The sequence below is a fragment of the Amycolatopsis sp. NBRC 101858 genome (assembly GCF_030269325.1).
GTDB classification, from domain to species: Bacteria; Actinomycetota; Actinomycetes; order Mycobacteriales; family Pseudonocardiaceae; genus Amycolatopsis; species Amycolatopsis ponsaeliensis.
Genome location: NZ_BSTD01000001.1, coordinates 415,474 through 438,998 on the forward strand (window position 1 = coordinate 415,474; position 23,525 = coordinate 438,998).

A 23,525-nucleotide genomic window follows, 5' to 3' on the forward strand; every position below is an offset into this window, starting at 1 on the left:
ACGTTCGGACGCACTGCATGCTACCCGCGTCCGCGCGGTCCGCTGGCCGGAACGATTCTCTTCCCGGACCCGGACGAACCGGCGAAAACTCAGGCCATGATCGCCACAGTGGTGTGGGGCACGGGCAACGTCGGCCGTGCGGCAATCCGGGCCGTCGACGCCCATCCGGCACTGAAGCTCACCGCGGTGCTGGTGCACGACCCGGCCAAGGTCGGCCAGGACGCGGGCGCGCTCGCCGGCGTCGGCGACTTGGGCGTCGCGGCCACCGACAACATCGAAGCGGTCCTCGCCGCGAGCCCGGGAGCCGTGGTCTACGCCGCTTCCGGGGACGTCCGGTTCGACGACGCGCTCGCCGACATCGTGCGCGCGATCGGCGCCGGCGCGATCGTCGTGACGCCGGCGCTCTACCCGCTCTACGACCAGCGCAACGCGCCGCCCGAACTGCGGGACCCCGTGCTGGCCGCGATCAAGGACGGCGGCGGCTCGCTGTTCGTCTCCGGCGTCGACCCCGGCTGGGGCAACGACGTGCTGCCGCTGCTGATCAGCGGGCTCGGCACCGACGTCGACGTCATCCGCTGCCAGGAGATCTTCGACTACTCGACCTACGAGCAGCCCGACTCCGTCCGGTACCTGGTCGGCATGGGCCAGCCGATGGACTACGACCCGCCGATGCTGATGACCGGCGTGCCGTCGATGGTGTGGGGCGGGCAGGTCCGGCTGATCGCGCGCGGCCTCGGCGTCGAGGTGGACGAGCTGCGCGAGACGCTGCAGCGGCGTCCGCTCGAGGAAACCGTCTCCACGCGGACGATGGGTGACTTCGAGAAGGGCACGCAGGGCGCGGTGCGGTTCGAGGTGCAGGGCATCGTCGACGGCGAGCCGCGGATCGTCATCGAGCACGTCACCCGCATCCACCCGTCGTGCGCGCCGGATTGGCCGGCCCCGCCCAGCGGCGACGGCGCCCACCGCGTGATCATCGAGGGCCGGCCGCGCATCGAGGTCAGCGTCGAGGCGAGCGACGAAGGCGAAAACCGGTCGGCGGGCGGCAACGCGACCGCCGTCGGCAGGCTCGTCGGCGCGATCGACTGGCTGGCCGAGGCGGAACCCGGCCTCTACGACGCACTCGACGTCCCGCTGCGCCCGGCAGCCGGCAAGCTCGGAAGGAGGCGCTCGTGAACATCGACATCCCCGAGGGCAAGGACCCGATCGGGTACGTGTGGGGCGAAATGGTGCCCGGCATCGGGATCGCCGCGTCGAAGTTCTCGCTCGCGGTCTACGCGCACACGACGCTGGGGCTGCGGGAGTTCGAAGCAGCGCGGCTGCGGATCGCGCAGATCAACGGGTGCATCTTCTGTCTCGATTGGCGCACCGAGCGCGACGGCGTCAAGGTCGAGCCGGAGTTCGCGGACGCGGTGACGGAGTGGCGCACGACGGAACTCTTCGACGAGCGGACACGCCTGGCCGCCGAGTACGCCGAGCGCTACACGCTGGACCACCACAACCTGGACGACGAGTTCTGGAAGCGGATGGCCGAGCACTACACGCAGCAGGAGATCGTCGAGCTGTCCATGAGCCTCGGCGCGTGGCTCGCGTTCGGGCGGCTCAACCACGTCCTGGGTATCGACACCGTCTGCGTGCTGCCGTCCCACCAGTCGTGAGGGGCCGGAGCCCCTCACGACCTCCGGGTCAGAAGTCCGTGGCGATGATCTTCTCGATGTTGCGCTCGGCCAAGGCCGTGATGGTGACGAACGGGTTGACGCTGGTGTTGCCCGGGATCAGGGACCCGTCGATCGCGTACAGGCCCTGGTACCCGGCCAGCCGGCCGTAGTTGTCGGTCGCCTTGCCGAGCACCGCGCCGCCGAGCGGATGGTAGGTCAGGTGGTCGCCCCAGATCTTGTACACGCCGAAGAGATCGGTGCGGTAGATCGTCCCCTCCTTCGAGTTGATCTTGTCGAAGATGGTCTTCGCCATGTCGATCCCCGGCTGCTTCCACGCCGTCTGCCAGTTGAGGTCGACGTTCTGCGTCGCCGGGTTGTACGTGAACTGCGCGCGGTTCGGGTTCTTCGTGATGGACAGGTAGAACGACGCCCACGTCTCGATCCCGGTCGGCAGCGGCGCCACCTCCGCGAACGCGCCGCCCGCGGCCCAGTTGTCGATGCCACCACAGGGAATCGACGACTGGAGGCTGCCGGTCGGGTCCCAGATCTGGTTGGCCCGCCCGACCATCACGTTGCCGTTGTCACCCCAGCCCTTGCCGATCTCGCCGTTCAGGTTGGGCAGCGCGCCGGTGGCCTTCAGCTTCACCAGCAGCTTGCTCGTGCCGACGCTGCCCGCGGCGAAGAACACCTTGTCCGCCGTCACGGACTTCGTCGCCGTCACGCCGCCCGTCGTGTTCAGCTGGTCCATGACGACCGTGTAGCCGCCGCCGGACGCCGGCGTCACCGACGTCACCCGGTGCAGCGGGGAGATGGTCACGCGGCCGGTCGCCTTGATCAGCGGGAGGTAGGTCTTCTGCAGGGATTTCTTGCCGTAGTTGTTGCCGTACAGGATTTCCCCGGCGAGCGCCGAGCGCGGCACCGTGTTGGCCTGCTCCTGCTCCATGTAGTTCCAGTCGTAGACGTCCGGGACGAAGACGAACGGGAACCCGGACCGCTGCGCTTGCTTCCGCCCGACCCGCGCGTACTGGTAGCACTCGGCGGTCTCGAACCAGGCGGGGCGGACGAGCCCCACGCCGAGCCCGGAGTTGGCGCGCGGGTAGTAGGTGTTGTACATCTCGTCGGCGTTGACGGTCGGGAGGATCGCGCCGAAGTTCTCCCGCTTCGGCGTGACGGCCATGCCGCCGTTGACGAGCGAGCCGCCGCCGACCCCGCGACCCTGGTACACGGTGATCCCGCTGAACTCCTCGGCGTCGAGGATGCCGGTGTACTTCGGGATGTCCTTGTCGATGGGGAACCCGAGGAAGTTCGAGAGCGGTTGCTTCGTCCTGGTGCGCAACCAGAACGAGCGCTGGTCGGGCGTGGTCGTGTTAGCGAAGATCTTGCCGTCGGAGCCGGGCGTGTCCCAGGCCATGCCCAGCTCGACCAGCTGCACGTCGATGCCGGCCTGGGCGAGCCGGAGCGCGGTGACCTGGCCGCCGTAGCCCGAGCCGATCACGAGGGCGGGCACGCGGGCGGCGTCGGCGATGGTGGTGGACGAGGCAGACACTGTGGCGGCGGCCGCCCGGCTCCCCACTGCCGCGGCCGCCAAGATAGAACCAGTTCCAGCGATGAAAAGACGTCGGGAAACTGCCCCAGAAGCTGTACTCCACACGGTTTCGTCACGCATGTGATAGTCCTCACCGTTGAGGTATATTAGAACAGGTTATAACTCAGTGGTGCAGACAAGTCGACATATACCCGCGAGTAACCTCCCGGGGTTGCGCGAGGATTCCGCTGAATGGGCCATGATGGACGACTGTGGAGTCGACCCGAGTGGACCGCTGGCTTTGGGCGGTCCGGCTGACCAAGACCCGACCGGACGCCGCGGCGGCGTGCCGGGGTGGCCACGTGCGTGTCAACGACAAGCCGGCGAAGCCCGCGACGACCGTGGTGCCGGGCGACGAAGTCCGCCTGCGCATCGCCGGCACGACCAGGATCCTCGACGTGGTACGGGTGATCCAGAAACGCGTGGGCGCACCGGACGCGGCGACGTGCTTCGTGGACCGGACGCCGAAGCCGCCGCCGGAGACCGCGATCCCGGTCGCCCGGCGCGACCGCGGCGCCGGCCGGCCGACCAAAAGGGAGCGTCGCGTGCTGGACGCGTTCCGACAGCAGGACCTCTGATTCGTTACGACCGACTCATTCCACGGTCAATGAGTCGGTCGTCTCATCACTGCGGTTTCAGGCCGTCCAGGACGAGCGTCAGCAAATGCGCGGTGCGCGCTTCGCGGTCGGCCCCGAAATCGGTGCGCCAGAGGAAACCGACGAGGTGGAGGATTTCCCCGGCGTCGACGTCCGGCCGTAGCGTCCCGGCGCGTTTGCCCGCGTCCAGCAGGAGCGTGATGGCCGCGCAGGTGGGGTCGTAGAACTCACTCGAGAGGTCGGCACGCGTCGCGGCTTCGACGGCCTCGCCGACGCCGTGCTTGATCCGGCCGTACGCCGCCAGCCGCTCGAACCACTGCCGCAGCGCCTCGGCCGGCGGGTGCTCGGCGAGCAGCTTCGGTGCGGCGTCGATCAGCTCGCCGACGTCGTGGCGGTAGACGGCCAGGAGCAGCGCCTCACGCGTCGGGAAGTGGCGGTAGAGCGTGCCCTGCCCGACGCCGGCCGCCTTGGCGATCGACTGCAGCGAGGCCGCACTCGACGCCTTGAGCGCGCCGCGCGCGACCTCGAGGATCCGCTCACGGTTCTGCTCGGCGTCGGCGCGCATCGGGGTCACGCTCGCAGTTTAGCCAACCGGACACCTGTCCGGGCTTGACCGCGGCGCCGCCGGCGCTCAAAATGTGTTCGTCAGTCGCGCAAACGTACGCCAGACGAACAGACGGAGACGATGATGTCGACGCGATCGATCCTGCGCAGTGCCTTCACCACCAAGCTCTACGTCACCGTGCTGGTCGCGATCGTGCTCGGGGCGGCGCTCGGCTTCGCCGCACCCGGGGTCGGCGCCGCCCTGCAGCCCGTCGGGACCGGGTTCATCGCGCTCATCCAGATGCTGATCGCCCCCGTGGTGTTCTGCACGATCGTCACCGGCATCGCGTCGGCCGGCGAACTGGCCAGTGTCGGCCGGGTCGGGGTGAAAGCCCTGGTCTACTTCGAAGTGCTGACCACGATCGCGCTGCTCATCGGGCTGGTCGTGATGGACGTGCTGCGCCCCGGCGCCGGGATCCACGCCGACCCGGCCACGCTGAAGCTCTCCGGGAGCGCCCAGCAGTACGTCCAGTCCGGGGAAAGCCAGCACTGGTACGACTTCCTGGTCAACGTCGTCCCCAAGACCGTGGTCAGCGCGTTCACCGAGGGCAACGTCCTGCAGGTGCTGCTGATCTCGATCCTGTTCGCGATCGCGCTGAAGGGACTCGGCGAACGCGGTGCGCCGCTGCTGCGCGGGATCGAGCGCGTCGGCGAAGCGACGTTCGGCATCGTGCGGCTGGTCATGTACCTGGCCCCGCTCGGCGCCTTCGGCGCGATGGCCTACACCACCGGCAAGTTCGGCGTGGCCACCCTGGCCAGCCTCGGCGGGGTCGTGCTGCTGTTCTGGGTCGTCGGGATCCTGTTCTGCCTGCTGGTGTTCGGCGCGGTCGCGCGGCTGTGCGGGATCCGCGTCCTCAAGCTGTACCGGTACTTCAAGGACGAGCTGCTGATCACGCTCGGCACCGCGAACTACGAGGTCGTGATGCCGCAGCTGATGAAGAAGCTGGAGAACCTGGGCTGCCCCAAGCGGATCGTCGGGCTGGTCGTGCCGTCCGGGTACGCGTTCAACGGCGACGGCGTCTGCCTCTACCTCGGCTTCGCGTCGCTCTACATCGCGCAGGCCTTCGACGTGAACCTCTCGCTGTGGCAGCAGATCGCCCTGCTCGCGGTCTTCATGATCACGTCGAAGGGCAGCGCCGGAGTGGCGGGCGCCGGCTTCGTCATCCTCGCGGCGACGCTCTCGACCACCGGCGTCGTGCCGGTCGCGGGCATCATGCTCATCCTCGGCGTCGACCGGTTCCTCTCCACCATGCGCGGCATCGTCAGCCTGTGCGGGCAGCTGCTCGGCAGCATCGTCGTGAGCCGCTGGGAAGGCGTGCTCGACCTCGCCCGGGCCCGCGCGGTGCTCGACGGCAAGACCCCGGAACCCACCACCGAACCCGCGAACCCCGTCGCGGTCTGAGAAGGGAGACACCTTGGCCAGGCTCGGCTACGGCCACGAAGGCGGCGACGTCGCCGACCGCATCCGGCAGCGGCGCGGCGGGCGCCTCACCCCGCTGGACGGCGTGCTGCTGCACAGCCCGGCGCTCGCCGACGGCTGGAACAGCCTGCTCGGCGCGGTCCGCGGCGCCTCGACCCTGCCCGCGGACGTCCGGGAGCTCGCCGTCCTGCGCGTCGCCGAGCTCAACGGCGCGGCCTACGAGTGGACGGCGCACGAGCCGGTCGCCCGGGCGGCCGGGATGACCGACGCGCAGCTCGCCGCGCTGCGCGGCGGTGATCCGTCCGCTTTGGACGACCGGCAGCGCGCCGCGCTCGCCTACACCGACGCGATGACCGAGAAGATCACCGTCGAGGAGCCGGTCTTCGAGGCCCTGGCCGCGCACTTCGACGAGCAGCAGGTCGTCGAGCTGAGCGTGACCGTCGCCGCGTACAACATGGTTTCGCGGTTCCTCGTCGCGCTGGAGGTGGGGCGGGCATGACCGGCCGGCTGGCGGGCAAGGTCGCGCTGGTCACCGGCGCGGGCAGCGTCGGGCCCGGCTGGGGCAACGGCCGCGCCGCCGCGGTGCTGTTCGCGCGGGAAGGGGCGAAGGTGTTCGCCGTGGACCTGAACCCGGAAGCGCTCACCGAGACCGTCTCGCTGATCGACGGCGAAGGCGGCACCGTCCGCACGCACCCGGGCGACGTCACCGACAGCGCGTCGGTCGCCGGCGCGGTCGCGGCGTGCCGGGACACCTTCGGGCGGGTCGACGTCCTGGTGAACAACGTCGGCGGCTCACGTCCCGGCGGCCCGGCCGAACTGTCCGAAGAGGACTGGGCGGCGCAGCTGGACTACAACCTCACCAGTGTCTACCTCACCTGCCGGCACGTCATCCCGGTGATGCGCGAGCAAGGTGGCGGGTCCATTGTGAACACCGCGTCGACGTCCGGGATCCGCTGGACCGGCTCGGCCCAGGTCGGGTACGCGTCGGCGAAGGCGGGCGTCATCCAGCTGTCGCGGGTGCTCGCGGTGCAGCACGCGGCCGACGGGATCCGCGCGAACACCGTCGTCCCCGGGCAGCTGCACACGCCGATGGTCGAGGCCCGGCTGGCGAACCAGCGCGAGGGCGGTGACGTCGAGACGTTGCTGGCGCGGCGGCAGGCCCGGATCCCGCTCGGGTTCACCGGCGACGGGCGCGACACCGCGTACGCCGCGCTCTTCCTGGCCTCCGACGAAGCCCGGTTCGTCACCGGGACCGAGATCGTCGTCGACGGCGGCATGACGGCGAGGTGCGACTGATGACTGCTCTCCCTCGGGGCAGCTGCGACGCGCACTGCCACATCTTCGGGCCCACGGACGTCTTCCCGTACGCTCCGGATCGGACGTTCACGCCGCCGGAAGCGCCGAAGGAGGATCTTCAACGGCTGCACCGGTTCTTCGGGTTCGAACGCGCGGTGATCGTCCAGTCGTCGTGCCACGGCACGGATCACTCGGCGTTGCTCGACGCGCTGGGCACCGGCGACTACCGGGGTGTCGCGCTCGTGACGCCGGAGACGCCGGACGCCGAGATCGCCCGGCTGCACGAAGCCGGGGTCCGCGGCGCGCGGCTGCACTTCATGCCGCACCTGGGCCCGGCGCCCTCGGCCGAGACGATCCGCGCGATCGTCGCCAAGATCGCGCCGTACGACTGGCACATCGCGCTGCACGTCGCCGGGTCCGGCATCGCCGACCACGAGGAGATGGTGCGCGGGCTCGGGCTGACCGTCGTGGTCGACCACCTGGCCCGCGTCGACCTGCGCGAGGGCCTCGGCAGCTCGTCCGTGACGGCGTTGCGGCGGCTCCTCGACACCGGCACCGTCTGGGTCAAGCTCAGTGGCGCGGACCGGATCGCGACCGCGCCGCCGTCGCTGGCCGACTCCGTCGCGCTCATGCGGTTGCTCACGGCCCACGCACCCGAGCGCGTCGTGTGGGGCACGGACTTCCCGCACCCGAACACGCACGGGTTCACGCCCGACGACGGCGACCTCGTGGACGTGCTTTCGGAGTTCCCGGAGGCGGACCGGCAGCGGCTGCTGGTCGAGAACCCGGCGCGCTGCTTCGGGTTCGCCTAGTGCAGGCCCGCGATGTCCTTGGTGATCGCGTCGGCCGTTTCGAGCAGCCGGGGCACGAACTCCTCGCGCAGCTTCGCGACCGGGACGCGCGCGGCGTTGGCCGAGACGTTGAGCGCGGCGATCACCCCGCCGCCGGCGTTGCGGACCGGCGCGGCGGCCGAGCGGACGCCTTCCTCGCGTTCGCCGTCCACCAGCGCGTACCCCTGCTCGGCGACCCGGGCCAGCTCGGCCTGGAGCTTCGCGCGGTCGGTGATCGTGTGGTCCGTGAGCCGTTTCAGCTCGGTGCGGTCCAAATAGGACTCCAGCTCGGCCGCCGGCAGCGCGGCGAGCAGCACGCGGCCCATCGACGTCGGGTAGGCGGGCAGCCGCGAGCCGACGTTGAACGTGATGGTCATCATCCGCGACGCCGGGACGCGGGCGACGTAGACGATCTCGCCGCCGTCGAGGGTGGCGAGCGAGCTGGACTCGCGGACCTCGTCGGACAGCGCGCGCATGTGCGACTGGGCGTGTTCCCAGAACGGCAGCGCGGCCAGGTAGCCGTAGCCGAGCCGCAGGACGCGGGCGGTGAGCTGGAAGCGGCGGCCGTCGGTCTCGGCGAACCCGAGCCGTTCGAAGGTCAGCAGCAGCCGGCGTGCGGTGGCGCGGGTCAGGCCGGTGGCCGCGGCCGCCTCGCTGACGCTCATCGCCGGCGCCTCGCCGGAGAAGCTCTGCAGCAGGCGCAACGCCTTCTCCACCGAATCGATGACGTCCGGGTCCTCGCGCGACACTGCCCCTCCAACCTTTGTCAGGACACTACCCGATGACCGAAGGACTACTGTTCGTGTTCGCCGAGCCGGGCGACGTGCCCGAACCGGAGTTCCACGACTGGTACGACCACGAGCACGCCCCGGCCCGCCTGCGCGTCCCCGGCATCCGCACCGGCCACCGCTACCGGGCGCTCGACGGCGCGGTGCCGGCGTGGCTGGCCTGGTACGAGCTGGACACCGACGCCCTGCGCAGCCCCGCCTACGAGGTGGCGCGCCGCCGCAGCCCGCGCGAGCGGGACGTCGTCCGGCGGCTGGCGACGCTGGACCGGCGGGTCTACGCGCAGGTCGGCGACGCCGGGGTGGCCGGGCCCGCGGCGCCGGTCGTGGTGTGCGTCGCGCTGTCGACGGCCGACGAACCCGGCCTCGACGCGTGGTACCGCGAGGAGCACCTCCCGCTGCTGCACCGGCTGCCGGGCTGGTACCGCACCCGCCGGTACCGGCTGCTCGAGGGCGACGGCCCGGCGCTGCTGGCGTTCCACGAGATCGCGGACGTGGCGTTGTTCGACACGCCGGAATACCGGGAGGCGACCGGCACGCCGGCGCGCTCCGCCGCGATGGCGAAGGTGACGCGGCGGGAGCGGCGGGTGTTCGGCCACCACCGCACGATCACTCCGGAGTGAGGAACTCCAGCCGGTTGCCCAGGCAGTCGTGGGTGTAGAAGCGGCGGTGACCCGGGAAGCCGTCGTCCCATTCGACGCCGTGGTCCGCCAGTCGGGCCGCCAGGGCGTCGAGGTCGTCGACGAGGATGCCCGGGTGGGCCTTGCGGGCGGGCCGGAAGTCCGGCTCGACGCCGAGGTGGAGCTCGAGACCGCCGGCCCGCAGCCAGAGCCCGCCGCGCCCGGCCAGCGCGGGCGGCTTCGGGATCTCGGTCAGGCCGAGGACGCCGACGTAGAAGGCGCGGCAGCGGTCCTCGCTGCCGGGCTCGATGGCCAGCTGGACGTGGTGCAGGCCGAAGGTCATGCGCCCCAGGGTGCCACGCCGGCCGATGGTCATCCGGCGCGTCGACCACACGTCTGCGTCGCGCCGGTCAAGGCCATGCCGGGCCGGCCGTTCCCGAACTTCGTGTGCGGCATCGCCCGCCACGAGGTCGCGGCCGCCCGCAAGGCCGCGGCACGGCAGTGGGACGAGCCGGTCGCCGAACTGCCCGACGAGGCCGACCCGTCGATGGATCCCGAGCGCGAAGCGCTGCGGCTGGAACTGCGTGAGCGCGTGACGAAGCTGCTGCGGGTCCTGCCGGAGAGGCAACGGGGGATCGTGGTCCTGCGCGTGGCGGTCGGCCGGCTGCGGAAAGCCGCGAACGGGATTTTCGGCGCTACGCTGGCACAGTGAGCGACAGCGAGAACTTCGAAGGACGCGACGTCGGGTCCGGGATCTCCGTCATCCGCGAAAGCAGCGACGTCGTCGGCTCCGGGCCGCGCCTGCACCGGCACCCCTACACCGAAACGTTCGTGATCATCCGGGGGCGGGCCCGGTTCACCCTGGGCGACGAGCAGCGCGACGGCGGCGCCGGGGACGTGCTGGTCGTCCCCGCCGGCACCCCGCACAAGTTCGCCGTGCTCGGCCCCGGGGTCTACGAGGCCGTGCACATCCACGAGAGCGACCACTTCATCACCGAATGGCTGGAGTGACGCTCAGAGCCCGCCTTCGGGGATCATCGCGCGCAGCTTCGTCAGGGCGCGGTACTGGGTGATGCGGACGTTGCCCGGCGAGATGCCCAGCGCCTCCGCCGTCTCGTTCGCCGACAGCCCGACGACGATGCGCAGCGACAGGATCTCCTGGTGCAGCGGCGGCAGCGACGCCATCAGCCGCCCGAGCCGGGCGCCGAGGTCCATGTCCAGCACGTGGCTCTCCGGCTCGTTGCCGCCCAGGGGCCGGTCCGGCAGCTCCGAGACCGGCTTCGACCGGTCGCGCGCCACCGAGCGGAACGCGTCGGCGACCTTGTTCGCCGCGATCGCGCGCACCAGGTACAGGAACGACCCGCCGCGGTCCTGGTAGCCGGGCAGCACCTTCAGCACGGCCAGGCAGACCTCCTGCGCGACGTCGTCGGCCGACAGGTACGACAGGTCGCGCCCGCCGATCCGGGCGCGGCAGTAGCGCACGACCGTCGGCTTGATCAGCCGCAGCAGCGCCTGGATCGCGTCCGGGTCGCCGCCGCGCGCCGCCGCCACGAACGGGTCGAGCTGCTCCTTCGTCAGCTTGCCGTCCGGGCGCGGCAGCTCGTCGAGCACGACGTAGCCTTCGACCGCCGTCTCCGCCATCATGGTGTCCACGGGTTCCCTCCTCGCATCGTCCACCGGACCGCTCTCGGGTAACCCGTCGCCCACAAAAGACCACACTGGTCCTCGGACGATTCTCCTGTCGCTTCCCACGATTCCCGGTCCGACAACCGGAGTAATCGAGCCGCTGACCAGCAACGTTGCAATGGTGTGGTTCTTGTCCAGATATTGTCCGTTAACCACAAACGGCCCACCGGTGTTACCCGGCGGTCATCCCCGGCGGGCGGGTCAAATAGTGGACAGATCCTGCCGTCGCGGGGTGTCCGGTAGCGAATTCGGGCCCGGTTCCGATCCTTGCCGCGTGACTCGACCCGACCGTCAGGAAACCGAAGCCATGATCACCCATTGAACGCCACCGGGATCCCGGTGGCCGCCGCCGCCCGGTTCGACGTGTTCCTGTGTTCCGCGGCGGCAGACCCGGCGGAGAAAGCCCTGCGTGCCGACGGGCTGCGCGTTTTCCGCGGTAATCCGTTCGACGATTTCGAGGTGGGCGCGCGGGAACTGGCGGCGTCGCGCGTCGTGCTCGCCGATCTTCCGCCCGGTCTGCGCACCGACCGCGTGCTGGCGACCGTTCCGGGAGAATCGCTTCCGGAGCTCGTCCGGCGGGTCCGGGCCGCCGTCGCCGGGGGTTCCGGGCATTCGCCGTTGGGGACCGTCCACCGCGAACTCGACGCGCGCCGGGTGGTTTTGCTGACCGGGCCGGCGGGGGTCGGCAAGACGACGCTGGCCGAGCAGTACGCGTGCGTCTTCGGCCATTTCGGGGGCCGGGTGCTGCGGACGGGCCCGTTCGGCCACCTCGACCCGGATGACTTCCTCCCCCAGTTCCACCTGGCCCTGGCGACGGCGGCGGGCACGTCCGGGCTCGGCTTCGACCGGTTGCGCGCGCGGCTGGCCCGCACGATCGAGGCGGCGGGCGAGCGGGTGCTGCTGCTGGTCGACGACGTCCCGGCCGGGCTGCCCCCGGGGGTGCTGGACCGGGTGGTGCTGCCGGAGCGCGGGATCCGCACGCTGCTCACGAGCCGCCGCGCCCGCCGGCCGGGGGCGACGGTGGAGGTACCGGGCCTGCCGCTCGAGGAGGGCCTTCGGTTGCTGGGCGCGCCGGCCCCGGGGTTCGTCGCCCGCTGCGACGGCCATCCGATGACGCTGCGGGCCACGGCGTTCACGGTGCGGCACCTGCCCGGCTCCTCCCCGGACGCACTGCCGGACACGGCACCGCACGCGATCCGCGAGGTCCTCGTCCGGCTCAGCGGCCCGGCGCGCGAGCTGGTGCGGCTGGGCGGAGTGCTGGCGCCGGCCCCGATCCCGCCGGAGGTGGCGCGGGGCGGCCTGGAGAGCGCCGAGTTCGAGGCGGCGGCGGAGGAGTTGGCGGCGCAGGGGTTCGCGAGGTGGGTGGACGGAAACGTGCAACTCCAGGCGCTGGCGGTGGAGGTGGCGTGCGGCGAGTTCGGCCAGCCGGATGCTGACCGGGCGGCGGAAGCAATGCTCGCCGAGCTGGCTGGCGGCGACCGGTTGGCCGATGGCGGGTTACCCGGCAGCGCTTCGCCCGACCAACCGAGCGCAGCCGAGCCTGCCCCGCCCACCCACGCCACCGCCGCCGGGCGGCGATACCTTCTGCTGCAACACGCCCGCGTGCTCGCCGACCACAGCCCGGCCCACCGGGTCGCCCTCCTTCGCCCCCTTGCCGCCGCCCACGAAACTCACGGTGATCCGGCCGCCGCCGGGGAAGTCCATGCCGTCATCCTCGCCACCGGCGAAGGGACCTCTGCCGACTTCGCCGCCGCCGCGCGGGTTGAACTTGCCTGTGGGCTCGATGCCGAAGCCCTCGGGCACGCGCGGCAAGCCCTTGTCCTCGCTCCCGGCAACCGCGAAGCCGCCCTCGTCGCCGCCCAGGCCCTGGACAGCCAAGGCCACTACGCCGAAGCCGACCGGGTCTTCTGGCACTCCCACCTCCCCGCCACCAGCGAAGAACGCCACCACGCAGCCAAAGCCCGCCGGCTGCGCGGCCACCCCCGAGAAGCCCTCGCCCTCCTCGAATCAGCCGGCCCCCGCGACGAAACAGCCCTCGAGTACGCCCGGAACCTCCTCCAAGCCGGGCAGCCGAAGCGCGCGCGGGACGTCGCCGCCGGGATCGACGACTGTCCCGACGCACAAGTGATCGAAGCCGAAGCCGCACTCACCGACCAGGAACCCGCCGACCTCGAGACGACCTACGCCCACCGATACGGCAGCGAAAGCCCTCTGACGCTGGCCGCGTCGGTGCACGCCGGCCGGGCCTTGCTGGCGCTGGGCCAACCGCAGCAGGCACTGGAGAAACTGGCCGGGACCGAGCAGCTCGTCCGCCGCGTCCTGGGCGACGACCACCCGCTGCACCTCCGGGTCCGCCACGCCCTGGGCCTCGCGCACGCCCGGCTGCGCGACTTCGACCGCCAAGCCGACCTGCTCGAAAGCATCCGGAAACCGCAGCTCCGCCTGCTGGGCCGGACCCACCCGGAAACCCTCGAGACCGGCCTCGACCTCGGGCTCGCGCTCGCCCTCGGCGGCCGTGGCCCGCTCGACCGGGCCACGGGACTCGTCGACGACGCCGCCCGCGACGCCGAAACCGCGGCCGGGGTCAGCCCCGCGCTGGCCGCCAAGGCCCGGGCCGCCAAGCAGGTCGTCCGGCTGCCCGAACCGTTCGTGTCCGCGCTCCACGCCCTCGAAAAGCTGATCTGGCCCTGACACTCACCCGGCGCCGGCCGGCTGCCAGCGGATCCCGTACGCGAACCCCGGTGCGAGGTGCCGAAACCGGACGTGCACCTCACCCGCGTCGTCGGTCTCCAGCACCGCGCCCCGCGGTGAGCGCGTGTCGTTCTGGAACGCCTTCTCCAGCCGGACGATCCGGTCCGGCACCCGGTCGCCGAACCGGACGTGCAGGTCGAACAGATCGCACGGGTGCCGCGGCACGCAGATGTAATGCGGTTCCCGCATGTTCGCCCGGAATCGCAGTCCGATGTCGTGGCGCTCACCCCGCCGCAGCGGCTCCGGTAACCGCAACGCCAGCCCGACCCGGTCACTCGACTCCATCTCCCGGCCGGCCAGCACACCACCGTGGAACACGTCCACCACCAGATCGGACTCGAGTACCGAATCGCCGGATTCACCGGCCGCGGTGAGCGTCATCGCCAGGTCCAGCTCGGCGATTTCGTCCGCGTCGGCGACCACCCGGCGGAATTCGAACGCCTCGGCCACCGGCTGGTCGAGTGCGAGCGTGACGCGCAGTTCTTCGGTGTGCCAACTCCGGCTCGGATAGCGCGGCCGCAGATCCGGCGGACCGGCCGCCACGGCCATTGCCGCGACCTGCTCGATTCCTTCGTCGATCCGCCGCCGGACCGTCCGGTCGTCGCGGTCGAGCGTGATCGCCGCCCAGTGCACCCGTTCCTGGTAGAACGGCTTCCGCGCCCGCTCGTCCAGTGCGAAAGCCGCCCGCAACGCGATCTTCAGATCGTCCGGCAACGACTCGACCAGCGGCCGCAATCGGTCCGTGAGTTTACGCCTCACCACCACCGAGTCGTCATCTTCCAAAATGCCACATGTGGCCCGCAAAGCGGGTCCGACGCGATCCGCCAGTGGTGTGGCGAAAATTCCCCTCCCTTTGCGCAGAACCTTCAGCTCGCCGACCACATCCGCCGCACTGAGGTCCACCGTTCCTCCCTCGCCGTTCCCGCACGGGCATCAATATTCGTCAGCACCGACGCCGCTGTCCAGTCGATCATGCGGCGGCAAACGGATCGTTATCCACGCATTCTTGACGAGGCGCCGGCGATTTAGCGCCGGAAATCACCGGAACGCGAGGCAGCCGAACGGCGGCCCGACTCACGGCCGTGTCGAAACTGTCGAATAGCGGGCGTGCCGCAGCGCCTGGACCCCTAGCCGGAAACGACGCGCGCGAGCACGGCCGGGACCGCCCGTTCCAGCTCGGCCGCGGCGTCCTCCTCGCCGGCCAGGTGCCGGAGCAGGGCCTGCTGGAACAGGCCGTCGAGCAGCGCGTACGCGATGGCCTGCGACACGGCGGCCGGCGTGGCGGCCAGCTCGGCGTAGCGCGCGACGACGTGGTGGATCATCTCCTCGCGGCGCCGGTCGATCTCCAGCACGTCGGCGCGGAAGGACTCCTCGAACAGGCTCTGGTTGCGCAGGTCGTACCAGAGGCGGTGCATCTTGGCGTCCGCGCGCAGCGTCGCGGCCATCGCCGCGGCGAAGTCGCGTTCCAGCTCCGCCGCCGTCCGCGCGCGGGCGACGAGCTCGTCGTACCGGGTGACGCACACTTCCTCGAACTGCCGCACGCAGTGGGTCAGCAGGTCGACCTTGTCGGCGAAGTAGTAGTGCAGCACGCCGTGGGAGAACTCCGAGTTCTGCGCGATCTCCCGCAGGCTGGTGCGCGCGTAGCCGAGCTCGGCCAGCGTCTGCAGTGCCGATGCGGCCAGCTGCGCGCGCCGGTCGGCGAACTTGTCCACCTGGCGGCGCGAGATCCGGTCCCGGGTCCGTTCCTTCGCCTCTGTCACGTGCACCGTCCGTCACTTCGTGGTTGCCGGGTCCAGTCTATCGACCACGTGACCAGCTTTCCTTTGACAATCGTCCAAGAGACTCTTGACGACCGTCCAGACCCCGGAGATGCTGAGCGCCGACCGGCTCGAGGAGGAGGTGCCCATGGGGCGGCACGACCTGTCCGGCCGCGCGGCCCTGGTCACCGGCGACCGCCCCGAGCCGGCCGCCGCACTGGCCGCCGCCGGGGCCGCCGTGGTGGTCGCCGGCACCCGGGCGGACCTCGGCCGCGAGACCGGCGCCGCGTTCGTCCGGCTCGACGTCACCGACGACGCGAGCTGGGAGCGGGCCGTCACCGAGACGATCGCCCGGCTGGGCGGCCTGGACATCGTGGTCAACAACGCCGACGTCGAGCTGCCCGGCCCGCTCGCCGACCTGGACCCGGCCGCCCTGCGGCGGATGCTCGACGTCAACGTGCTCGGCACCGCGCTCGGCATCAAGCACGCCTTCCGCGCGATGCGCCCGGGCGGCGCGGCCGGGAAGGGCGGCGCGGTCGTCAACATCGCGTCGGTCGCCGCGACCACCGCCGTCCCCGGCACCGCCGCCTACTCCGCGTCGAAGTCCGCGGTCGACCGGCTGACCCGGGTGGCCGCGGCGGAGGCCGGGAAACTCGGCTACGACGTGCGCGTCAACTGCGTCTACCCCGACGCCGGCCGGCTCGGCGAGGGCACCGGCATGGCCGACGCCGTCGTGTTCCTCGCTTCCGACGCCGCCCAGTTCGTCACCGGCGCCGGCCTGCCGGTCGACAGCGGCCCGTGACCGCTACGCCGCCTGCCAGGGCCGGAGCTTCTCCGGGTTCCGCACCGCCCAGATCCGCCTGATCACCCCGCCCGCCACGTCGAACGCCAGCACCGTCCCGACCACGCCGTCGCGCTCCATCACCAGCCCGGGCCGGCCGTTCACCACGCGCTCCCGCAGCGTCATGGCCGGGACCCGCTCGGTGATCCGCACCGTGTAGCGCGCCACCCGCTCGCTGCCCTCGACCGGGTGCGCCACCGTGCTGGCGAGACCGCCGCCGTCGGCGACCGCGACGACCGACGGGTCCAGAAGCCCGACCAGACCCGGGATGTCCTTGGCCTCCCAGGCTTCCTTGAACGCCCGGACGACGGCAGTGCTCCGCGCGGGCGAAGGCGCCGGTGCGGGACGGAGGCGCCGCCGGGCCGACGACGCGAGCTGACGGCACGCCGCCGAAGTGCGTCCCAGCACCGAAGCCACCTCGGCGAACGGGTAGCCGAACACGTCGTGCAGGACGAACGCCACCCGCTCGGCCGGGGTCATCGATTCGCACACGACGAGGAACGCCATCGTGATCGACTCGTCGAGCAGCAGCAGCTCCGCCGGATCCGTGACGCTGCCCGACGGCACCGGCTCCGGGATCCATTCGCCGGTGTAGCGCTCGCGGCGGACCCGCGCCGACCCCAGCAGGTCCAGGCAGATCCGGCTCGTGACGGTCGTCAGCCACGCGCCCGGCCGGTCGATCGCGGCCCGCTGCCGCCCGGACAGTGCGTACCACCGGCCGTACGCCTCCTGGACGACGTCCTCGGCGTCGCTCAGCGAACCCAGCAGCCGGTAGGCGATCGCGATCAGCTGCGGCCGCTCGGTCAGCACGTCGTTCTCACTCACACGCCCATGACGAATCCCGGCGCGCATCTGTGACAGGCGTACGCGCTCCGGCGTAGCCGCAAGTGCCGTCCGCCGTCGGACGACCGCGGCGGCCCGCGTCACCACCATGGAGCCATCCCCAAGGAGGAGCCATGACTCTCAAGCCCCGGGCCCGGAAGTGGTCCCTGGTGGCGCACATCGTCTCGGCGGGTCTGTGGATCGGGATGGACGCCGTGCTCGGCATCCTGGTCTGCACCGCGCTGATCTCGGGCGACGCCGCCGTCGTCACGACCAGCCTGCGGGCGCTCGACCTCTTCGCCGTCTGGCCGATGCTGATCGCCGCGCTGCTCACGCTCGCCAGCGGGGCCGTGCTCGGGCTCGGGAGCAAGTACGGCCTCGTCCGGTACTGGTGGGTCGCCGCGAAGCTGGCCGTCAACGTCGTCATGGCGCTGCTGATCCTCTTCGCGCTCCGGCCCGGGATCGCCGAAGCCGTCGAGCACCCCGAAGGCCTGCTCTACCCCGTCGTCGTCGCGCCGGCGCTCCTGCTGTTCGCCAGCGTCCTCTCGGTCTTCAAGCCGTGGGGCCGCGTCCGGAAGGAATCCCATGACCCTGCCCGTCCAAACGACCGCCCTGACCAAACGCTACGGACCGGCCGCCGCGGTCGAGGACCTGAACCTGTCGGTGCACGCCGGTGAGGTCTACGGCTTCCTCGGCCCGAACGGCGCCGGCAAGACGACCACGCTGCGGATGCTGCTCGGCCTGATCCGGCCGACGTCCGGCCGCGTCCGGGTGCTCGGCGCCGAACCCGGCCCCGGCAGCCTCGCCCGCGTCGGCGCGCTGATCGAGGGCCCGGCCTTCTACCCGTACCTGTCCGGCCGGGCCAACCTGCGGGTCCTCGCCGACCACGCCGGCGTGCGGCGCACCCGCGTCGACGCCGTGCTCGACGTCGTCAGCCTCGCCGACCGCGCGAAAGACCGGTACGCGACGTACTCGCTCGGCATGAAGCAGCGGCTCGGCCTGGCCGCCGCGCTGCTGAAGGACCCCGAGCTGGTCGTGCTCGACGAGCCGACCAACGGCCTCGACCCGGCCGGCATGGCCGACATGCGCGTGACGCTGCGCAAGCTCGCCGCCGAGGGCTGCACCGTGCTGCTGTCGAGCCACCTGCTGGCCGAGGTCGAGCAGATCTGCGACCGCGTCGGCGTGCTCGACCACGGCCGGCTCGTCAGCGAAACCACCGTCGAGGACCTGCGGGCGGGCGGCGCGCTGCGCGTCGTCGCGGAGCCGCTCGACCGGGCCCGCGACCACCTGCGCGCGCTCTACGGCGGCGTCCGGGTCGACGGCAATGCCCTCGAACTCGACGTCGACCCGGGCGAAGCCGGGCGCGTCAACGCCGAACTGGTCGGCGCCGGGGTCACCGTCACCGAGCTGCGCTGGCACGAACCCGACCTGGAACAGACCTTCCTCGCCCTGACCGGAGGGACCGATCATGCTGCGTGACATCCGGGCCGAGCTGACCAAGCAGGCCCGCCGCCCCGCCAGCTGGCTGCTGCTGGCCGTCGCCGTCGTGCTGTCGCTGACCTTCGGTTACGCCGTCCCGTACGCGGGGCTGAGCGGCGCGGCCGGTCCCCCGGGCTCCGGCCGCGGGCTCGACGCGATGCTGCCCGGCGCGTTCGTCGGCAGCGCGCTGGGCGGCCTGCCGATCTTCGTCGGGGCCCTCGTGCTGATCTTCGGCGTACTCGTGGCGGGCAGCGAATACGGCTACGGCACGTGGAAGACGGTGCTGGTGCAGCACCCGTCGCGCGTCGCCGTCTTCGCCGCGAAGCTGGTCACCGTCGCACTCGGAGCGCTGGCCGTCGTGCTCGCGCTGTTCGCGGCGACGGCGGGGGCGAGCGTGCTCGTCGCGTCGCTGCAGGACCAGGCGCCGAGCTGGCCTTCGGTGTCCGACGTCGTGGCCGGCCTCGGCGCCGGCTGGCTCGTCACGACGATGTGGGGCGCGCTCGGCGTGCTGCTCGCGATCGGGCTGCGGTCGGTCGCGCTGCCGATCGGGCTCGGCCTGGTGTGGCTGCTGGCCGTGCAGAACCTCCTCGCGTCGATCGCCGCGCCGCTGCTGGACTGGGTCGCGCAGCTGCAGAAGGCGCTGCCCGGGCCGAACGCGGGTGCGCTCGCGGCCGCGTTCGGGGCGAGCGCGCCGGGCGTCGATCCGATCGTCGGGCCGGGGCAGGCGGCCGTGGTGCTGGCGGCCTACGTGATCGCCTTCGGGGTGCTCGGCGGCTGGCTCCTGCACCGCCGTGACATCGCCTGATGAGGGGTACCGGCCACCGGTGCGGTGAGCCGGTACCGCCGTGTGCGCGGTGTAGTGTTTGCCGGTCCGACCGGCGGGTGACCCACGTGAGGTGCCATGACAGTGCGGCGGTACCCAGTCGCGGCCCTGCTCGTCTTCTTCACGGTGGCCCTCGTCGTGGTGAACGGCTTCGCGTTCTGGGGCGACACGTTCGCCCTGTGGGTCGACGACGCCATGCAGCTGAGCGCCGGGGTCGGCGCGGTCGTCTGCGGTGTCCTGGTCGCGCGCCGGGTCCGCGGGCACCAGCGCTGGTGGCGGGTGCTCGTCGCGGCCGGCATGGCCGGCTGGTCGCTCGGCCAGTGCGTCTGGTCGTGGTACCAGCTGGTCGACGGGCGCGGGCTGCCGTCGCCGTCGCTGGCCGACGTCGGCTACCTCAGCTTCCCGGTGTTCGCGCTCGCCGCCCTGTTCGTCCTGGCCCGGGCGCGGATCCGGCCGGACCGCGAGCGCTTCCAGCCCGCGCAGTGGACCGCGCACTTCGGTGTCGCGGTGGTGCTCGACGGCCTGATCGTCACCGGCTCGCTGTTCATCCTCACCTGGACCGCGGCGCTCGGGCAGCTGGTCCGGGCCACCGCGCCGGACAAGCTGACCTGGGCCGTCGCCATCTCCTACCCGCTGTCGGACCTGGTGATCGTGGTCGTCGCCGTGCTGCTGGTCGTGTTCGACCGGGTGGACCGGCCCTACCGCACGAACCTGCTGCTGGCCGCCGTCGGGATCGTCGCGCTGGCCGCGTCCGACAGCGTGTTCGCCTACCTGGTCAGCATCGGCGCCGAGAGCATGAAGCCGTGGTCGGACGGCGGGTTCGTGCTCGGGCCGCTGTTCATCGCCTTCGCCCTGCTGGTGACGCCGGGACAGCGGCGCCGCGACGACGCGAGCCCGGCGGGCGGGGTCGACTGGTGGCAGCTGGCGCTGCCGTACGTCCCGGTCACCGCCGTCGCGCTGCTGATCACCGGGCAGCTGCTGGCCGGCGCCGGACCGGACGGCGTCGAGGTGGTCGTCGGCGTGCTGGTGGTGTTCCTCGTGCTCGCCCGGCAGCTGCTTTCCTTGCTGGACAACAGGTTGCTGCTGCGCCGGGTCTACGACGGGCAGCAGCAGCTGACCCACCAGGCCTACCACGACCCGCTGACCGGGCTCGCGAACCGCGCGTTGTTCGCCGACCGGCTGGACCGGGCCGTCGAGGCTGTCGGCAGGCCGCTCGTGCTGATCTTCGTCGACCTCGACGACTTCAAGGAGGTCAACGACCGGTTCGGGCACGCGGGCGGCGACGTCCTGCTGCACGCCGTCGCCCAGCGGCTGCTGAGCTGCGTGCGCGCGGGTGACACGGTGGCGCGCCTGGGCGGCGACGAGTTCGCGATCCTGCTGGAAGGCGAGCTGGACGCGCCGCAGGCCGTCGCCGACCGGATCCAGGGCGCGCTGCGGCGGCCGTTCGCGGTGCACGGCACGCTCGTCCCGGTCCGCGCGAGCATGGGCCTGGTGGTGCCGGACCCGGCCGAGCCGCTGGTGACGTCGGACGAGCTGCTGGGCCGCGCGGACACGTCGATGTACGCGGGCAAGCGGCTGGGCAAGGACACGACGGTGGTCTACCGCCCGTCGCCGGACGGACCGCCGGACTTCCCGTCGGCGCTGCGGCGGGCGAAGGGCGGCATCCCGGAGGGCTTCGGCCTGGTGTTCCAGCCGATCGTCCGGCTGGCCGACGAGACCCCGGCGGCCGTGGAGGCACTGGCCCGCTGGACCACGCCCGACGGCACGGCGGTCTCGCCCGAGACGTTCGTCCGCGCGGCCGAAGGCGCGGGCCTCGGCGCCGAGCTGGACGCGCTGGTGCTGGACCTGGCGTGCCGCGAGATCACGGCGGCCGGGCTGGACCTGACGGTGCACGTGAACGTGTGCGCGAGCCGCCTCGGCGCGGCCGCGCTGGAGCGGAGCGTCGCTTCCGCGCTGGACCGCTACCGGCTGCCGGCGTCCCGGCTCGTCGTCGAGATCACCGAGACGGTGCCGGTCCCCGACCTGGCGGCGGGGGCGGCCGCGATCCGGCGGCTGCAGGAGCTGGGCGTGCGGGTGGCGCTGGACGACTTCGGTGCGGGCTACAGCTCGCTGACGGTGCTGCACGCGCTGCCGGTCGACCTGATCAAGCTGGACCGGTCGCTGACGACCGGGGTGCAGCCGGAGCGCGACGCGGCGCTGTGCCGGTCGCTCGTCGGGCTGTGCGCGGACCTCCAACTGGACGTCGTCGCCGAGGGGATCGAGACGGCCGAACAGGCTTCCCTGGTCACTCGCGCGGGGTGCACGACTGCCCAGGGGTACCTGTACGGCCGCCCCGCTCCGCTCTCGGCGCTGCGCCTGTCGGCGATCCCGGCGGGCTAGGCGCTCAGTCCGCGCGCACGCCCGGCGGGAGGACGCCGAAGATCGTCGCCGTCGAGCCGGCGCCCTTGCGGTTGATCGGGCCGCCCGCCAGCACCCACGCCCCGGTCGTCGGGAGGGCCTTCAGGTTCGCCAGGATCTCCAGGCTGATCCGGTGGCGCTGGTACACGAGCTTCGACACCGTGTACGTCTCGTCGGTGCCGACGTCCGGGCTGAACGTGTCGGTGCCCGTGCCGCCCCGGCGCCCGAGCCGGCCGGTGTCGATCAGCCACTTGACCGCCGGGATCGAGAACCCGGGCTGGTGCAGCACGCCGTCCGCGCCGGTGTTCGGGTAGGCCGGGGTGCCCCACTTGGCGTCCCAGCCGGTCCAGAGCACCACGACGGACTCGTCGGGGATCCGGCCGTGGCGCTTCTCCCACGCCTTGAGGTCGTCGATCGTGACGCCGTAGTCGGCGTTGGCCGCGGCCTTCGCTCTTATGTCGATCTTGACGGCGGGCCGGAATAGATCCGCCGGGTCCATGTCGTCGGCCAGCGGCTGGCCGGTGTTGAAGTGGCCGGGCGCGCCCCAGTGCGTTCCGGTGTGCTCGCCCTCGCGGACGAACTGCAGGTAGTAGCCGTCGTCGGGGATGGTGGCGATGGTTTCCAGCGTGAAGGCCGGGTCGCCGGGGAACACGTTGGTCGTGGCGGGGTCGTTGACGTGCGAGAGGTTGACCAGGTTCAGCTGGTCCAGCCGCACCGGCGGCGTCGCGGGCTGCGCGGCCTGGGCCGTCCGCCCGGACACCGCGGCGCCGAACACCCCGGCCAGCCCCGCGGCCAGCACCCTGCGTCTCATCGGCATGGAATCCCCTTTCACCGGAACACCGCCCGTGCGGTGAGCCTGCACGGTGATATCACCCGAGCCGCGCGGGGCCAAGGAGTTGCGCGAGGATGGACCCATGGACGACGACATCGAAGACCACGCCGACGAAGGCATCCTCGACCCCGAGGACACTTTGGTCGACCGCGACGAGCAGGCGGAGGGGTATTCACCGCCGGAACGCCCGCGGGGCACCGAAGAATGGGGCACGACCGCGCGCGAGACGGCCGAAGGCGAGAGCTGGGAGGGCCGGCTGGCCCGCGAAGAACCGGACCTCGAGGCCGAGGAGGGCGACGGTCTCGGCGACAGCGAAGACACCGACGGCGAGCTGATCGACGACGAGGTCGGCGACGTCCGCGCGGGCCGCCTGGTGGCCACGGACGAGGGCTTCGGCGCGGACACCGACGAAGAGCTGTACGCGTCCGACGCGGGCATCGACGGCGGCGCGGCGTCGGCGGAGGAAGCGGCCGTCCACGTGATCGACCCGTCGCGCCGCTGGTGAGGTGACGGACGCCCGGCGTTCGAGGGTGTCCGGGGCGTCCGTCACCACCGGACCGCCAAGGCCGCCGGGAGTGACAGCCTGCGGGGAAGACGATCCGGCCCCTGCGGCCGTGACCGGTCACGAGCCGCCCCCTCGACGGTTCGTGCCGGCACCGGCGACGAGGACCACGGTGCCGGACCGGCCTTGCACGAAGCTTTCCCGATCCTTTCCGGGCGTCGATTACAGTGGGCGGCCGGACGTGC

General features: G+C 71.9%; 26 protein-coding genes. 17 read left to right on the forward strand and 9 right to left on the reverse strand.

The window, feature by feature from the left end:
- Positions 1 to 96: 96 nt before the first annotated feature.
- On the forward strand, positions 97 to 1,173 hold the full coding sequence (locus tag QSK39_RS01900; protein WP_285475928.1) for an NAD(P)H-dependent amine dehydrogenase family protein: 1,077 nt from the start codon (positions 97 to 99) through the stop codon (positions 1,171 to 1,173).
- Positions 1,170 to 1,655 (forward strand): carboxymuconolactone decarboxylase family protein, encoded by a 486-nt coding sequence (locus QSK39_RS01905; RefSeq protein ID WP_285475929.1) that lies wholly within the window; start codon positions 1,170 to 1,172, stop codon positions 1,653 to 1,655. The genes QSK39_RS01900 and QSK39_RS01905 overlap by 4 nt, the downstream gene beginning before the upstream one ends.
- 28 nt (positions 1,656 to 1,683) lie before the next feature.
- Here QSK39_RS01905 and QSK39_RS01910 read toward each other — a convergent pair whose 3' ends face one another.
- Positions 1,684 to 3,201: a GMC oxidoreductase gene (locus tag QSK39_RS01910; RefSeq protein WP_502873232.1), complete on the reverse strand. Its 1,518-nt coding sequence runs from the start codon at positions 3,199 to 3,201 to the stop codon at positions 1,684 to 1,686.
- A gap of 251 nt (positions 3,202 to 3,452) precedes the next feature.
- Here QSK39_RS01910 and QSK39_RS01915 point away from each other — a divergent pair, with 251 nt between their 5' ends.
- Positions 3,453 to 3,818 carry an RNA-binding S4 domain-containing protein gene (locus QSK39_RS01915; protein ID WP_285475930.1) on the forward strand — a complete coding sequence of 122 codons (366 nt, stop codon included), beginning with the start codon at positions 3,453 to 3,455 and terminating at the stop codon, positions 3,816 to 3,818.
- A gap of 46 nt (positions 3,819 to 3,864) precedes the next feature.
- On the opposite strand, the gene QSK39_RS01920 is transcribed toward QSK39_RS01915, so the two are convergent.
- A complete protein-coding gene (locus QSK39_RS01920) occupies positions 3,865 to 4,401 on the reverse strand; it encodes a TetR/AcrR family transcriptional regulator (protein WP_285477902.1) in 537 nt (178 codons plus the stop codon).
- Positions 4,402 to 4,524: 123 nt separating this feature from the next.
- Between QSK39_RS01920 and dctA the strand changes: the two genes are divergently transcribed.
- Genes dctA through QSK39_RS01940 form a run of 4 tightly spaced genes read left to right on the forward strand, consistent with a single transcriptional unit; the run spans position 4,525 to position 7,967 of the window.
- Positions 4,525 to 5,841 (forward strand): C4-dicarboxylate transporter DctA, encoded by a 1,317-nt coding sequence (gene dctA / locus QSK39_RS01925; protein ID WP_285475931.1) that lies wholly within the window; start codon positions 4,525 to 4,527, stop codon positions 5,839 to 5,841.
- Positions 5,842 to 5,854: 13 nt separating this feature from the next.
- Positions 5,855 to 6,358: a carboxymuconolactone decarboxylase family protein gene (locus QSK39_RS01930; RefSeq protein ID WP_285475932.1), complete on the forward strand. Its 504-nt coding sequence runs from the start codon at positions 5,855 to 5,857 to the stop codon at positions 6,356 to 6,358.
- Positions 6,355 to 7,155 carry an SDR family NAD(P)-dependent oxidoreductase gene (locus QSK39_RS01935; protein ID WP_285475933.1) on the forward strand — a complete coding sequence of 267 codons (801 nt, stop codon included), beginning with the start codon at positions 6,355 to 6,357 and terminating at the stop codon, positions 7,153 to 7,155. Before QSK39_RS01930 ends, QSK39_RS01935 begins: the two co-directional genes overlap by 4 nt.
- Positions 7,155 to 7,967, forward strand: a complete 813-nt coding sequence (locus QSK39_RS01940) for an amidohydrolase family protein (RefSeq protein WP_285475934.1) — start codon at positions 7,155 to 7,157, stop codon at positions 7,965 to 7,967. The genes QSK39_RS01935 and QSK39_RS01940 overlap by 1 nt, the downstream gene beginning before the upstream one ends.
- Here QSK39_RS01940 and QSK39_RS01945 read toward each other — a convergent pair.
- The gene (locus QSK39_RS01945; RefSeq protein ID WP_285475935.1) at positions 7,964 to 8,734 is read right to left on the reverse strand and encodes an IclR family transcriptional regulator domain-containing protein; all 771 of its coding nucleotides are present in this window, start codon (positions 8,732 to 8,734) and stop codon (positions 7,964 to 7,966) included. The genes QSK39_RS01940 and QSK39_RS01945 overlap by 4 nt on opposite strands.
- A 32-nt stretch (positions 8,735 to 8,766) precedes the next feature.
- Between QSK39_RS01945 and QSK39_RS01950 the strand changes: the two genes are divergently transcribed.
- Positions 8,767 to 9,393, forward strand: a complete 627-nt coding sequence (locus tag QSK39_RS01950) for a hypothetical protein (protein WP_285475936.1) — start codon at positions 8,767 to 8,769, stop codon at positions 9,391 to 9,393.
- On the opposite strand, the gene QSK39_RS01955 is transcribed toward QSK39_RS01950, so the two are convergent.
- Positions 9,380 to 9,733, reverse strand: coding sequence for a VOC family protein (locus QSK39_RS01955; RefSeq protein WP_285475937.1), 354 nt, complete (start codon positions 9,731 to 9,733; stop codon positions 9,380 to 9,382). The genes QSK39_RS01950 and QSK39_RS01955 overlap by 14 nt on opposite strands.
- A gap of 75 nt (positions 9,734 to 9,808) precedes the next feature.
- On the opposite strand from QSK39_RS01955, the gene QSK39_RS01960 reads away from it, so the two are divergent.
- Together QSK39_RS01960 and QSK39_RS01965 are read left to right on the forward strand one after the other, a co-directional pair.
- Positions 9,809 to 10,102 carry a hypothetical protein gene (locus QSK39_RS01960; protein WP_285475938.1) on the forward strand — a complete coding sequence of 98 codons (294 nt, stop codon included), beginning with the start codon at positions 9,809 to 9,811 and terminating at the stop codon, positions 10,100 to 10,102.
- The gene (locus tag QSK39_RS01965) at positions 10,099 to 10,401 is read left to right on the forward strand and encodes a cupin domain-containing protein (protein WP_285475939.1); all 303 of its coding nucleotides are present in this window, start codon (positions 10,099 to 10,101) and stop codon (positions 10,399 to 10,401) included. Before QSK39_RS01960 ends, QSK39_RS01965 begins: the two co-directional genes overlap by 4 nt.
- A 3-nt stretch (positions 10,402 to 10,404) precedes the next feature.
- Here the strand turns inward: QSK39_RS01965 and shbA are convergent, their stop codons facing one another.
- The gene (gene shbA / locus QSK39_RS01970) at positions 10,405 to 11,034 is read right to left on the reverse strand and encodes an RNA polymerase sigma factor ShbA (protein ID WP_285477903.1); all 630 of its coding nucleotides are present in this window, start codon (positions 11,032 to 11,034) and stop codon (positions 10,405 to 10,407) included.
- A 360-nt stretch (positions 11,035 to 11,394) separates the two neighbouring features.
- On the opposite strand from shbA, the gene QSK39_RS01975 reads away from it, so the two are divergent.
- The gene (locus QSK39_RS01975) at positions 11,395 to 13,767 is read left to right on the forward strand and encodes a tetratricopeptide repeat protein (RefSeq protein ID WP_285475940.1); all 2,373 of its coding nucleotides are present in this window, start codon (positions 11,395 to 11,397) and stop codon (positions 13,765 to 13,767) included.
- Between the two features lie 3 nt (positions 13,768 to 13,770).
- Here the strand turns inward: QSK39_RS01975 and QSK39_RS01980 are convergent, their stop codons facing one another.
- A complete protein-coding gene (locus tag QSK39_RS01980) occupies positions 13,771 to 14,562 on the reverse strand; it encodes a hypothetical protein (protein WP_285475941.1) in 792 nt (263 codons plus the stop codon).
- A 392-nt stretch (positions 14,563 to 14,954) separates the two neighbouring features.
- Positions 14,955 to 15,587 carry a TetR/AcrR family transcriptional regulator gene (locus QSK39_RS01985; RefSeq protein WP_285477904.1) on the reverse strand — a complete coding sequence of 211 codons (633 nt, stop codon included), beginning with the start codon at positions 15,585 to 15,587 and terminating at the stop codon, positions 14,955 to 14,957.
- Between the two features lie 85 nt (positions 15,588 to 15,672).
- Here QSK39_RS01985 and QSK39_RS01990 point away from each other — a divergent pair, with 85 nt between their 5' ends.
- Positions 15,673 to 16,386, forward strand: a complete 714-nt coding sequence (locus QSK39_RS01990) for an SDR family NAD(P)-dependent oxidoreductase (RefSeq protein ID WP_285475942.1) — start codon at positions 15,673 to 15,675, stop codon at positions 16,384 to 16,386.
- A 3-nt stretch (positions 16,387 to 16,389) separates the two neighbouring features.
- On the opposite strand, the gene sigJ is transcribed toward QSK39_RS01990, so the two are convergent.
- Positions 16,390 to 17,277: an RNA polymerase sigma factor SigJ gene (gene sigJ, locus QSK39_RS01995; protein WP_502873233.1), complete on the reverse strand. Its 888-nt coding sequence runs from the start codon at positions 17,275 to 17,277 to the stop codon at positions 16,390 to 16,392.
- Between the two features lie 104 nt (positions 17,278 to 17,381).
- Here sigJ and QSK39_RS02000 point away from each other — a divergent pair, with 104 nt between their 5' ends.
- The 4 genes from QSK39_RS02000 to QSK39_RS02015 all read left to right on the forward strand — a co-directional run bounded on the left by QSK39_RS02000 (position 17,382) and on the right by QSK39_RS02015 (position 21,928).
- Positions 17,382 to 17,924, forward strand: a complete 543-nt coding sequence (locus QSK39_RS02000) for a hypothetical protein (protein WP_285475944.1) — start codon at positions 17,382 to 17,384, stop codon at positions 17,922 to 17,924.
- A complete protein-coding gene (locus tag QSK39_RS02005; RefSeq protein WP_285475945.1) occupies positions 17,833 to 18,726 on the forward strand; it encodes an ABC transporter ATP-binding protein in 894 nt (297 codons plus the stop codon). Before QSK39_RS02000 ends, QSK39_RS02005 begins: the two co-directional genes overlap by 92 nt.
- A complete protein-coding gene (locus tag QSK39_RS02010) occupies positions 18,716 to 19,531 on the forward strand; it encodes a DUF2705 family protein (protein WP_285475946.1) in 816 nt (271 codons plus the stop codon). Before QSK39_RS02005 ends, QSK39_RS02010 begins: the two co-directional genes overlap by 11 nt.
- A 96-nt stretch (positions 19,532 to 19,627) precedes the next feature.
- The gene (locus QSK39_RS02015) at positions 19,628 to 21,928 is read left to right on the forward strand and encodes a putative bifunctional diguanylate cyclase/phosphodiesterase (protein WP_285475947.1); all 2,301 of its coding nucleotides are present in this window, start codon (positions 19,628 to 19,630) and stop codon (positions 21,926 to 21,928) included.
- 4 nt (positions 21,929 to 21,932) lie between these two features.
- Here the strand turns inward: QSK39_RS02015 and QSK39_RS02020 are convergent, their stop codons facing one another.
- On the reverse strand, positions 21,933 to 22,763 hold the full coding sequence (locus tag QSK39_RS02020; protein ID WP_353051030.1) for a cyclase family protein: 831 nt from the start codon (positions 22,761 to 22,763) through the stop codon (positions 21,933 to 21,935).
- Positions 22,764 to 22,860: 97 nt separating this feature from the next.
- Between QSK39_RS02020 and QSK39_RS02025 the strand changes: the two genes are divergently transcribed.
- On the forward strand, positions 22,861 to 23,283 hold the full coding sequence (locus QSK39_RS02025) for a DUF5709 domain-containing protein (RefSeq protein ID WP_285475949.1): 423 nt from the start codon (positions 22,861 to 22,863) through the stop codon (positions 23,281 to 23,283).
- Positions 23,284 to 23,525 lie beyond the last annotated feature (242 nt).

Bases quoted from the DNA above. Each gene is read 5' to 3' on its own strand.
- QSK39_RS02025 (WP_285475949.1), top strand. From the start codon at position 22,861: ATGGACGACGACATCGAAGACCACGCCGACGAAGGCATCCTCGACCCC.
- QSK39_RS01920 (WP_285477902.1), bottom strand. From the start codon at position 4,401: ATGCGCGCCGACGCCGAGCAGAACCGTGAGCGGATCCTCGAGGTCGCG.
- QSK39_RS01960 (WP_285475938.1), top strand. From the start codon at position 9,809: ATGCCGGGCCGGCCGTTCCCGAACTTCGTGTGCGGCATCGCCCGCCAC.
- sigJ (WP_502873233.1), bottom strand. From the start codon at position 17,277: ATGCGCGCCGGGATTCGTCATGGGCGTGTGAGTGAGAACGACGTGCTG.
- shbA (WP_285477903.1), bottom strand. From the start codon at position 11,034: ATGATGGCGGAGACGGCGGTCGAAGGCTACGTCGTGCTCGACGAGCTG.
- QSK39_RS01940 (WP_285475934.1), top strand. From the start codon at position 7,155: ATGACTGCTCTCCCTCGGGGCAGCTGCGACGCGCACTGCCACATCTTC.
- QSK39_RS02000 (WP_285475944.1), top strand. From the start codon at position 17,382: ATGACTCTCAAGCCCCGGGCCCGGAAGTGGTCCCTGGTGGCGCACATC.
- QSK39_RS02015 (WP_285475947.1), top strand. From the start codon at position 19,628: ATGACAGTGCGGCGGTACCCAGTCGCGGCCCTGCTCGTCTTCTTCACG.
- QSK39_RS02010 (WP_285475946.1), top strand. From the start codon at position 18,716: ATGCTGCGTGACATCCGGGCCGAGCTGACCAAGCAGGCCCGCCGCCCC.
- QSK39_RS02005 (WP_285475945.1), top strand. From the start codon at position 17,833: ATGACCCTGCCCGTCCAAACGACCGCCCTGACCAAACGCTACGGACCG.
- QSK39_RS01950 (WP_285475936.1), top strand. From the start codon at position 8,767: ATGACCGAAGGACTACTGTTCGTGTTCGCCGAGCCGGGCGACGTGCCC.
- dctA (WP_285475931.1), top strand. From the start codon at position 4,525: ATGTCGACGCGATCGATCCTGCGCAGTGCCTTCACCACCAAGCTCTAC.
- QSK39_RS01900 (WP_285475928.1), top strand. From the start codon at position 97: ATGATCGCCACAGTGGTGTGGGGCACGGGCAACGTCGGCCGTGCGGCA.
- QSK39_RS01935 (WP_285475933.1), top strand. From the start codon at position 6,355: ATGACCGGCCGGCTGGCGGGCAAGGTCGCGCTGGTCACCGGCGCGGGC.
- QSK39_RS01955 (WP_285475937.1), bottom strand. From the start codon at position 9,733: ATGACCTTCGGCCTGCACCACGTCCAGCTGGCCATCGAGCCCGGCAGC.
- QSK39_RS02020 (WP_353051030.1), bottom strand. From the start codon at position 22,763: ATGCCGATGAGACGCAGGGTGCTGGCCGCGGGGCTGGCCGGGGTGTTC.